The organism is Mesonia phycicola, from assembly GCF_900141885.1.
In the GTDB taxonomy this organism is placed as follows: Bacteria; Bacteroidota; Bacteroidia; order Flavobacteriales; family Flavobacteriaceae; genus Mesonia; species Mesonia phycicola.
The window spans coordinates 176,363-186,718 of sequence record NZ_FQYY01000009.1; the positions used below are offsets into that span (position 1 = coordinate 176,363).

General features: G+C 30.1%; 8 protein-coding genes and 1 rRNA gene. 4 read left to right on the forward strand and 5 right to left on the reverse strand.

Annotated features, from left to right (window positions below; genetic code table 11):
- Positions 1 to 158: 158 nt before the first annotated feature.
- The 3 genes from BUC03_RS13645 to lysS all read right to left on the reverse strand — a co-directional run bounded on the left by BUC03_RS13645 (position 159) and on the right by lysS (position 3,377).
- Entirely contained in the window at positions 159 to 899 is a 741-nt protein-coding gene (locus BUC03_RS13645) for a hypothetical protein (RefSeq protein WP_073153224.1), read from the reverse strand.
- A gap of 56 nt (positions 900 to 955) precedes the next feature.
- Positions 956 to 1,486, reverse strand: coding sequence for a hypothetical protein (locus tag BUC03_RS13650; RefSeq protein ID WP_073153227.1), 531 nt, complete (start codon positions 1,484 to 1,486; stop codon positions 956 to 958).
- A gap of 196 nt (positions 1,487 to 1,682) precedes the next feature.
- Positions 1,683 to 3,377, reverse strand: a complete 1,695-nt coding sequence (gene lysS, locus BUC03_RS13655) for a lysine--tRNA ligase (protein ID WP_073153229.1) — start codon at positions 3,375 to 3,377, stop codon at positions 1,683 to 1,685.
- 148 nt (positions 3,378 to 3,525) lie between these two features.
- On the opposite strand from lysS, the gene BUC03_RS13660 reads away from it, so the two are divergent.
- A complete protein-coding gene (locus BUC03_RS13660) occupies positions 3,526 to 3,684 on the forward strand; it encodes a YqaE/Pmp3 family membrane protein (protein WP_073153232.1) in 159 nt (52 codons plus the stop codon).
- Complete coding sequence (gene lipB / locus BUC03_RS13665) at positions 3,681 to 4,379, forward strand: lipoyl(octanoyl) transferase LipB (RefSeq protein ID WP_073153235.1); 699 nt, start codon at positions 3,681 to 3,683, stop codon at positions 4,377 to 4,379. Before BUC03_RS13660 ends, lipB begins: the two co-directional genes overlap by 4 nt.
- Before the next feature lie 27 nt (positions 4,380 to 4,406).
- Here the strand turns inward: lipB and BUC03_RS13670 are convergent, their stop codons facing one another.
- Both BUC03_RS13670 and BUC03_RS13675 read right to left on the reverse strand, forming a co-directional pair.
- Positions 4,407 to 6,878 carry a hypothetical protein gene (locus BUC03_RS13670; RefSeq protein WP_073153237.1) on the reverse strand — a complete coding sequence of 824 codons (2,472 nt, stop codon included), beginning with the start codon at positions 6,876 to 6,878 and terminating at the stop codon, positions 4,407 to 4,409.
- Between the two features lie 85 nt (positions 6,879 to 6,963).
- Positions 6,964 to 7,563, reverse strand: coding sequence for a ribonuclease HII (locus BUC03_RS13675; RefSeq protein ID WP_073153257.1), 600 nt, complete (start codon positions 7,561 to 7,563; stop codon positions 6,964 to 6,966).
- A 133-nt stretch (positions 7,564 to 7,696) separates the two neighbouring features.
- Between BUC03_RS13675 and BUC03_RS13680 the strand changes: the two genes are divergently transcribed.
- Positions 7,697 to 9,664, forward strand: a complete 1,968-nt coding sequence (locus BUC03_RS13680; protein WP_234971629.1) for a putative porin — start codon at positions 7,697 to 7,699, stop codon at positions 9,662 to 9,664.
- A gap of 539 nt (positions 9,665 to 10,203) precedes the next feature.
- Positions 10,204 to 10,356: ribosomal RNA gene (locus BUC03_RS13685) — 16S ribosomal RNA — on the forward strand; the annotation flags it as partial.

Here is a 10,356-nt window from a genome sequence, read left to right on the forward strand (position 1 = left end):
GCTCTTTCTCTTATTTGTTGCCTAACTTAGATGAATGACTCTTTACTCTAGACCAAAACTTCTTTTAAATAGATTAGTAAAAGAAAAGGGACTTCGATTTTGGCGAAGTCCCTTTTATAATTTACTCTATTTGTGTAATTAGAATTTTTAAATGCTTATTATTCATTAAATAAATTTAATGTGTCAACTTCTTTATAGCCATTTTGCATAAACCCTCCTCTTATAAATTGAAAATGCTTTTTCCCATATACTAAGGCTATTTTTTTTAGTTTAGATTCATAGATACGCTTTTCAATGGTGTCATTTCTAGTATATATTAAAACATCATTTGCTCGAACTTGAGGAACGGTCTCACACTCGTATTTTTCTAAATAGTCGGTTTCCCAGTCGCATTGAGTTAATTGAATAACTCCATATTTTGCTTCATAAATTTCAATTAGCTCATTCATAGGTATGTCTACAATCATATCTTGTTCTTGAAACCCTAAATTTTCTCTGTTCTGGGAGATATAATTACTATTTCTAATTGCTTTCGGTAGAGATTTATTTTTCTGATCTTTATAATCACTCATATAAATTCCTGAAATTTTCCGTGTTTTCCGTGTCAACGTGTCCATTTCCTGAGTGTTAAAAACTGTAGAATCTTTTAATGCTATACTTTCAAAGAAAACAGTATATCCTTGTTGTCGAAGTTTTTCTAACTTACTTTTTGTATCATCATAAAATTCTGGATGATTAATATGTACCATCGGGAAAAGCACTAAAGTTTTATTTTTTTCTTGGTTGTAAAAAACTTCTGTCTTTACTTCTTTGGATGTTAATAGATCAATAAAAAGGCTGTTACAAGAACAAATAAAAAAAATTGAAAATATTAATATAATATATTTTAGATATTTCATTACATTTTATATAGAAGAAATCACCACTAATTAGTGATGATTTCTAAAATTTGATATTAAAAAGGTACACCAGCATCCATTAGTCTAATTGCTGTATCTACCCAGCAATTTGCCTTGCAAGATCCTCTTCCTTTAATTTTATTTCCATCTTCGTCGGTATATTTATCTTTACAAGCCTCAATACATTTTGAATGAGGTGATAATCCATCATTTGGATCATCTTCATCGCCTCCGTTTGTAACATTGATTAACTCAGCTTCAAATTCAGCTCTTGTAATACCTTTTAATTCAAGTATATTTTCAGAAACATCGAATAAATGTAAATCATTATCATCTTCTGTTATTCCTATTTGAAATATAACAGGTATTTCTTGATCTGTAGCTTCATCATAATATATTCTTTCAATTTCGTATATGTCAATTTCTGAGTCAGAATAGTTTTCATTTTCATAAACAGAATTATCTGCTTCAATGATATTGTTTTGGTTATCTTCAAAATTAGAATCTTCAATTGCAGTATCATTTGAACATGAAGTGAAAAATAGTAGAATTAGGGAAATTCGTAAAAAGTTTTTTAGGTTTTTCATAAATTAAAATTAAATTATTAAACATTAATCTGATCAGATATCATAAAATTATGAATATATATATATAATGTTAAAAATTGTTAATTTTGGATAACTTATAATAATTATATCAATATATGCAATAAAAAAGGAATCATTTAAAACTGAATGATTCCTTTCTCTATTTAATTATAATTTTAAATTCTAAAATAGAATTTTATTCTTCTAGCTCTACAAACAAACCATCGTCTGTTTTATTCACTTTGGCTAGGTTGTGTTTTCTTAAACCTTTAATAGCTTTATCCCATTTCTTATTACTTAAAGTAGAAGCCGCTTTAATAGTTTCTAACTCTTGCGGAGATTCCTTTTTCAGTAACTCTAAAATAGTTTTTTCTTCTTCGCTTAAATCTACCTTTTTACGTTCAGGTTTCATTTGAGGGAAAAACAACACTTCTTGTATAGATGGGTTATTGGTTAAAAACATAATTAAACGGTCCATCCCGATACCTAAACCAGAAGTTGGAGGCATACCATATTCTAATGCTCTTAAGAAATCTTGATCTATAAATTCTGTAGCTTCATCATCACCCTTTGCTGCTAGTTTTAATTGCTCTTCAAAACGTTCACGTTGGTCAATTGGGTCATTTAATTCAGAATATGCATTAGCAATTTCTTTACCACAAACCATTAACTCAAAACGTTCTGTTAACTCTGGGTTATCTCGGTGCTCTTTACAAAGCGGGCTCATTTCTTTAGGGTAATCTGTAATAAAAGTTGGCTGTATGTAGTTACCTTCACATTTTTCACCAAAAATTTCATCAATTAGTTTTCCTTTACCCATCGTTTCATCTACCTCAATACCTAAGCTTTTAGCACCTTCACGAAGTTCTTCTTCCGTTTTACCGGTAATATCAAAACCAGTAAATTCTTTAATAGCATCTGTCATGGTTACACGTTTGTACGGCGCTTTAAAATCTACTTTATGTTCGCCAAAAGTAGCTTCGGTAGTTCCGTTTACAGCGGTAGCACAATGTTCTAAAAGTTTTTCAGTAAAATCCATCATCCAATTGTAGTCTTTATAAGCTACATAAATTTCCATTGCGGTAAACTCTGGATTGTGGGTTCTATCCATTCCTTCGTTTCTAAAGTTTTTAGAAAACTCATAAACACCATCAAAACCACCAACAATTAATCTTTTTAGATATAACTCGTTAGCAATTCTTAAATATAAAGGAATGTCTAATGCGTTATGGTGGGTAATAAATGGTCTTGCAGCTGCACCTCCAGGTATAGATTGTAGTATTGGAGTTTCTACTTCAAAATAACCTTTATCGTTAAAAAAGTTACGCATAGCAGTAAAAAGCTTTGTACGTTTTACAAAAACGTCTTTCACTTTAGGGTTAACTACCAAATCTGCATAACGCTGGCGGTAACGCATTTCTGGATCGTTAAATTTATCAAACTCGTTTCCTTCTTTATCTACTTTTGGTAATGGTAAAGGTTTTAAAGCTTTACTTAATAAAGTAAACTTTTTTACCATTACGGTTTTCTCGCCTACTTGAGTAGTAAACAATTCACCTTCAATACCAATAAAATCACCAATGTCTAATAGTTTTTTATAAACATCATTGTATTGTGTTTTATCTTCGTCTGGGCAAATTTCGTCACGATTAAAATATACTTGAATACGCCCAGTAGAGTCTTGTAACTCTGCAAATGAAGCTTTTCCTTGTATTCTTCTAGACATTAATCTACCTGCGATAACCACCTTTTTACCATCTTCAAACTCCTGTTTGACTTTAGCAGAGGTGTGGTTTACCGGATATAAATCTGCCGGATAAGGATTGATGCCTAATTTTCTAAGAGAAGAAAGTTTTTCTCTACGTACAAGTTCTTGTTCAGATAATTGCATAGTTCAGTTTATGTTTTTGAAGCCGCAAAGATAATTACAAAGATGTTAGCAATCAAAAAAGCAGGAAGGCATTTTAAAGATACTTAACTCTATAAGATTAGTCTTCTATTAAAAACTTAAAAAATAGTAACTTTGCTTATAAAAAAAAATGAGTTTTTGGCGGGTTTTACTTTCAATTTTATTTCCACCACTAGCAGTGCTAGATAAAGGTTGTGGTTCTATATTAATTGTAATTATTCTTACACTTTTAGGTTGGGTGCCTGGAGTGATTGCTGCGCTTATTATATTAAATAATCCAAAAAGATGAACAAGAAGGTAGAAGTACAAGAATTAGGGGTAAAAGATTATAAAGAAACTTGGGAGTACCAAGAGCAGCTTTTTCAAGATACACTAAATACAAAAATTAAAAACAGAAGAGAGAATCTTGGTTTGCCTACAAAAAATCATTTTTTGTATGTAGAGCATCCGCACGTGTATACCTTAGGAAAGAGTGGCGATTTTTCTAACCTTTTAATTTCTGAAGAAGAATTAGCAAAGAAAAATGCTACCTTTTATAAAGTAAATAGAGGAGGAGATATTACTTACCACGGTCCTGGCCAAATTGTAGGTTACCCAATTTTAGATTTAGATAATTTTTTTACAGATATACATAAATACCTTAGATTACTAGAAGAAGCAGTTATTAAAACTTTAGCAGAGTATAATTTGGCTGCGGAAAGGAGTAAAGGAGAAACTGGAGTTTGGTTAGATGTAGGGACACCATTTGCGCGCAAAATTTGTGCAATGGGAGTGAGAGCTAGCCGTTGGGTAACCATGCACGGTTTTGCTTTAAATGTAAATGCAGATTTAGGTTATTTTGATAATATGATACCGTGCGGAATTAAAGGCAAAGCCGTCACTTCTTTAAATGTAGAACTTGGTAAAACAGAAGTAAACATTGCAGAAGTAAAAGAAAAACTCTTAAAACATTTTGCTGAGTTGTTTGAAGCAGAATTAGTTTAATACATATTATAGAATAGTAATAGTGTATTAATTCATTTGATAAATTAATACACTATTGTCTTCCCCTTTTACAGAAAGTTCTAATTTTCCTCTGTTATCCATATTGGCAATACTTACTTCAGAATTTCCGTACACTGGGTAACCTTCTAATAAATTAGCATTGGCATCAAACACATAAACCTTGCTCGCTTGGGTATCTGTAATAGTAATGTATTTTTTATTGTTAATTTCTATTAATTGAGGTTTGGTGTACAGCCCGTAATCCAAGTTAGCTTTTTTGCCGTTTATGTTCAATTCATTCTCATTAAATGTGACAGAGATTTCATTGTCTGCAATAAAACTATGACTTTCATTAAGTTTTAAGTCTTTAGTAGTAATTTTACCGCTCTCGTTAATTTGTATTAACTCTCCGTTTATATTAGTAGTCGTAAATAAATTTTTGTGCAAATACCATTTATTATCAGAAAAATTGAAATCTTTCTTAGCAGGTACTCTTACTTCCCCAGTTCTACTCAAAATATGTAAAGTACCATTTATCTCATTTGCTAAAATGTAGTCTTTCTTTCCTATTCTAATATGTTTTGGAGCTTCAATCAATTCAGAGTCTGTTTTGCTAAATTTAAATCCGTTTACTTTTTTTCCTTCTTTATCATACATAGAAATATGATTGCCTTGCGTAACTACTAAACGATATTTACTGTTATTGTCATAATCAAACACAGCAATATTTTGAGTAATGGTGTTATTAAATTTAAGCGGAAATGGTTTTACAGGATTACCACTTCTGTCTAAAATATAAACTTGATTTTGAGTAGCGAATATAAGTTGAAGTCTTCCATTATTGTAGATATCTATTTGCTGGATATCTCCTACAATTCTACTATCTAATTGTTTTTTCCAGTTTAAATTTCCATTATTTTCAAAAAGATGCAGTACATTATTTTCGTCTTGTACAGCAATCTCCATTTGTTTTGTTTTCCAGTTTTTTACAAACTGAGGTTTGGTAGCTATATCACTCTCTAGTTTTATGCTGTTAATTTGCGCTATGTTGTCTGGTGTGTTGTTGGCTTCTGCCTTTTGTACAATGGCGTTTACGTGTGCAAAATTTGTGTCATATATAAATTGAAGAGCGCTTACTTTAAAATCATTCAGCTCAACCTTTACAAGATCTTCTTTTAAATTCTCGTTTACCTTATAACTTAGGTGTTTTTTTAAATTTTCATTAACACCAACTAATAGTATAGACGATTCATCACTCAATTCACCCTTCATATTCTTAAATGCAGATAAATTGGCCAGTACCGTTCTGTTTTGGTAATTAGCAATAATGTTTTCTATCGTTTTTATTTCTTCAGAAAAAATGTAATAATGGTCTACTTGAGCATAGTAGCTTAATTGCTTTTGGTTAAGTAGAGGTTGGTAGGCGTCATAAATATTTTCTTTATCTGTAAAATTGTAAATATTAACTCCTCTAAACTCTGAAACTACATCTTGGTATGCTACCAAAGCATCGTTAGAAATTGTAATATCTATAGAGTTAAAAATTGTAGCGTTTTTGTTGTTAGGGAAATAAACTTCACCAACTTCTTGTGCAGAGTTAAAAAATGCTTCATTTTTTAAAGGTGCTAACTCTATTGCTCTGTATTCTGTTAGATTAGTTTTTAAACTTTCAAACTTATCATAGGTAAAAGCAAAATACCCAATAGCAGATGATGGTATAACCTCTGCCATTTGATTGGTTTGTGGTTCTATGCCTTGAAATAAATTTAAAATTCTTTCTTTTTGAATAGTTGCTGAAGAAACCCCGTTTAATTGAATTTCATCATCTTCAATATTTAAATCTAATACAGACCAATCAGAAAAATTTTCTAAAAACTTTGTACTTCCATTAGGAAACAATAAAGGGTAAATTGCATTAAAATCTTCTTGATGTATAAATAAGGAATGATTGCCAGATGCGGCATTGTAAATTTTCTCTAACGTTGGGTCTTGTGGTAGTTGGTTATCGTAAATTCTAATAATATTTTCTAAAACTAATTTAGAAGAGCTATAAACATATATATTGTTTAGAAGAATACTGTAGGTTTCTGTTTCTTCTAAAGTATATTTTTTAATTTCTTTACCATCATATTTAAAAGTTTCTACGGCTTTATTTTGTACAGAATCTAGATTTACTTTTAATTCTTCTTCTGTTAAAAGGGTGATAGCAACTTCATTTCTTCCTATTTTATTAAAGCAAAGAAGACTTTTTTCAGAAATATCAATATTTTTTAGAGGTATAAATTGCTCTTTAAATTCTTGATAAATTTTAGAGGTGTTGTTATTGGTAATTAAACTATTTTCTTGTAGTTTTTCTGATAACTTACTTAAGTTATTACTTTTAAGAATAATAGCAGTATTTGGGGGTATAAAACTAAATAATTTAGAAGGGGCTTTGCTGTCTTCTTCACAAGCTATACATATTAAAAAGGCAAGACAGTAAAAGAGATATTTCTTCATAGAAAATTAGTTTCAATTTTTTTATAAAAGTAGCGGTATTGCTAGTAAATTTCTGTTAAACAAAATTAAAAATATACACTGAAATTTAAATATCAAGATTCAGTTGTTCTGGTAATAACCGGAAGCTTTTTCTGTGGTATTTTGTAATCCCGTATTTCTCTATGGCTTCCCGGTGTTGTTTTGTAGGGTAACCTTTATTTTGTTTCCAATTATACATAGGGTACTCTTCGTGAATTTTTGCCATAAACTCATCTCTAGCAGTTTTAGCTAAAATAGATGCAGCTGCTATATTTAAATACTTACCATCTCCTTTAATAATGCATTGGTGTGGTATTTTTAAGTATGGTTTAAATTTATTACCATCTACCGCAATATGTTCTGGTATTGTTTTTAATTGTTTTATAGAACGGTGCATTCCTAAAATAGATGCATTTAAGATGTTAATTTTATCAATCTCTTCCATCATTACGTGAGAAACAGCATAGCTAATAGCATCTTTTTCGATTAAAATACGTAGAAGGTCTCTGTTTTTTTCTGAAAGTTTTTTTGAGTCATTTAAAATCTCGTTTTTAAAATCGTCTTTTAAAATGACAGCAGCAGCAGTTACAGGTCCTGCAAGGCAGCCTCTACCAGCTTCATCTGTGCCGCATTCTATTAAATCTGAATGATATTTTAACTTTAGCATAATGCAAATTTACATAATTTGAGTATTATGAAGATTCAAAGCAATTATTCAAATTTACATTCGTTAAAAAATTATACTTTTGCCTCAGTTAAATATAGATATGACCAAGCATCTTATTATAATTTTTTTTCTGATGATTTCTTTTCAGAGTTTCAGTCAATTTGAAGTTCAAAAAGGAAGCAAAAGTGCATCAACTTCTAATTCTAATACTACTCTTAGAACGAATGAAGCTAAATCAAAATCTAATAATGGGAAAAAGGAAAAACCACCAATAGAAGATTATAAAATCATTTCTATAGAAAATGATACTACTTATGTGGATACGACCTTAACCATTAACAAAGACTATAAGTTCAATTATTTAAGAAAAGATAATTTTGAACTTTTACCTTTTTCTAATGTTGGGCAACCTTATACCAATTTAGCGTGGAATTTTGATGAGATAGATTTATTACCAGATATAGGAGCTACTACTAAACATTATGGAGTTTATAATGTAGAAGATATTTATTACTATAATGTGCCAACACCATTAACAGAGCTTTTTTTTAAAACTACTTTTGAACAAGGGCAAAATGTAGATGCTTTTTTTACAAGCAATATTTCACCTCGTTTAAATTTTTCTATTGCTTATCGTGGTTTAAGATCTCTAGGTAAATATCAAAACATATTAGCTAGCCAAGGGGCGTTTAGATTTGGGGTAAGTTATCAGTCAAAAAACGATCGTTATTACTTAAGAACACATTTTGTATCTCAAGATATAAATAATCAAGAAAATGGAGGGTTAACTCCAAAAGCAAATACTTTGTATCAAAATAAAGATGATGAGTTTAGTGATCGTTCATTATTAGAAGTCAATTTTGAAGATGCAGAGAATGAGCTTTTTCTTAAGCGGTTTTATTTAGATCACTATTATAAAGTGGTAAAAGGAAATGATTCTACCCAAAATAATCAAATAAGAATAGGACATACACTTAATTTTACAGATAAAGAATTTTGGTACAAACAAACAGATCCCTTTTTGGGCTATGGAGATTCCTATCAAAATTCAGAATTAAGTGATGAGGTAGAATACCAGCGAGTAAGTAATCTCTTGTATGCTCAATACAGAAACAATTTGTTGGGAGATTTTACTTTTCAGGTAAAACATTCTAATTACAATTATGGCTATCAAAGAAAGCTAATATTAGATAGCGGAGTAATACCTAATAGAATTAAAGGAGATGTTTTTTCTGTAGGGGGTAGGTATCAAAAACAAATAGGTGGTTTTAAACTTTCTGGTGATGTTATGGTTAATTTATCAGATGAGTTTTCAGGAAATTATTTAAAAGCAAATGCAAGCTATAAATTAGATGAAGAGAATAAAGTTGATGCATCGTTAGTAGTAAACTCTTCAGCTCCAAATTTTAATTATTTATTGTTTCAGAGTGATTATGAAAATTATAATTGGAGTAATAATTTTGATAATATCCAAAAACAAGATTTGAGTGTTAATTTAAACTCTAAGAAAATAGCGAATATATCAGCTAGTTTAACGCAGATAAATAACTTTACTTATTTCGGACTAAAAGACAATCCTAATCCAGAGGTAGATGAAGATACCGGAGTGTCTTCTGCAAAATTGGTTACACCACTTCAGTACGATGGTAATATTGGATATTTAAAATTGAAAGCTGATAAAGAGTTTTGTTATTCTAGTTTCGCTTTTAACTCTACTATAATGTATCAAAATGTTTTTAGTGGAGAAGAAGTGTTTAAAGTTCCAGATTTTGTCACTAGAAATTCATTGTATTATGAAGATTTTTGGTTCGATAAAGCTCTTTATTTACAAACAGGTATTACTTATAATTACTTTACAAGTTTTTATGCCAACGGATATGATCCTGTTTTAGCAGAATCTTACGTGCAAAATTCAACAGAATTAGAGGGTTTCCATAGATTCGATTTTTTCTTCAATGCTAAAGTAGATCAAGCAAGAATCTTCTTTAAGTTAGAAAATTTCACGACAATTTTATTGGGAAACAATCATTATAGCGCCCCGTCACAACCATATAGAGACTTTTCTATCCGCTTTGGTATAGTTTGGGATTTCTTTTTATAGTTTTATTCTTCTGATTTACTGTATTTTAAATTTAATATAAAGAAATTATTAAATAAACTTGTAAAAAAGTTTGTTTTAGGAACAAAAAGGGGAGTATATTTGCATCCGCTTTGAGAGACAAGCAATGTTCATTGAGAGGGTTATTTTTTTTGGTTTATTAGATATATAGTTTGTATCTTGTAAGGCTCTAAAAAATAAAAATAAAAAACTTGAAATTTATTCTTGTTAGTTTAAATAAAGGTTATATATTTGCAGCCGCTAACGCTTAAAGCGTTAAAGTTCTCAAAAAATTATGAAATAGAAAAGCTGGGAAGCTGAGTAATTAAGAAATTACTTTTAAGGTTCGAGTCCTTAATTTTTAACGATTACTATTACTTTTTAGCGGTAGTATTATGAGTTCATTGAAGTATTGATTGACAGTAAAAACGAATTAAAGCTAAATAGCTAATTTATTAATTTTGAGTCTCTCTTTTATTAGTTTAGAGGAGAAATGATAATTCCGAGTTGAATATAAGTATTGTAAATATATTTAAAAAACAACGATGAAGAGTTTGATCCTGGCTCAGGATGAACGCTAGCGGCAGGCTTAACACATGCAAGTCGAACGGTAACAGCAGAGCTTGCTCTGGCTGACGAGTGGCGCACGGGTGCGTAACGCGTATACAATCTACCTATTACTGGGGTATAGCCCA

Coding starts and splice junctions, on each gene's coding strand:
- BUC03_RS13670 (WP_073153237.1), bottom strand. CDS start 6,878: ATGAAGAAATATCTCTTTTACTGTCTTGCCTTTTTAATATGTATAGCT.
- BUC03_RS13650 (WP_073153227.1), bottom strand. CDS start 1,486: ATGAAAAACCTAAAAAACTTTTTACGAATTTCCCTAATTCTACTATTT.
- BUC03_RS13680 (WP_234971629.1), top strand. CDS start 7,697: ATGATTTCTTTTCAGAGTTTCAGTCAATTTGAAGTTCAAAAAGGAAGC.
- lipB (WP_073153235.1), top strand. CDS start 3,681: ATGAACAAGAAGGTAGAAGTACAAGAATTAGGGGTAAAAGATTATAAA.
- BUC03_RS13645 (WP_073153224.1), bottom strand. CDS start 899: ATGAAATATCTAAAATATATTATATTAATATTTTCAATTTTTTTTATT.
- BUC03_RS13660 (WP_073153232.1), top strand. CDS start 3,526: ATGAGTTTTTGGCGGGTTTTACTTTCAATTTTATTTCCACCACTAGCA.
- BUC03_RS13675 (WP_073153257.1), bottom strand. CDS start 7,563: ATGCTAAAGTTAAAATATCATTCAGATTTAATAGAATGCGGCACAGAT.
- lysS (WP_073153229.1), bottom strand. CDS start 3,377: ATGCAATTATCTGAACAAGAACTTGTACGTAGAGAAAAACTTTCTTCT.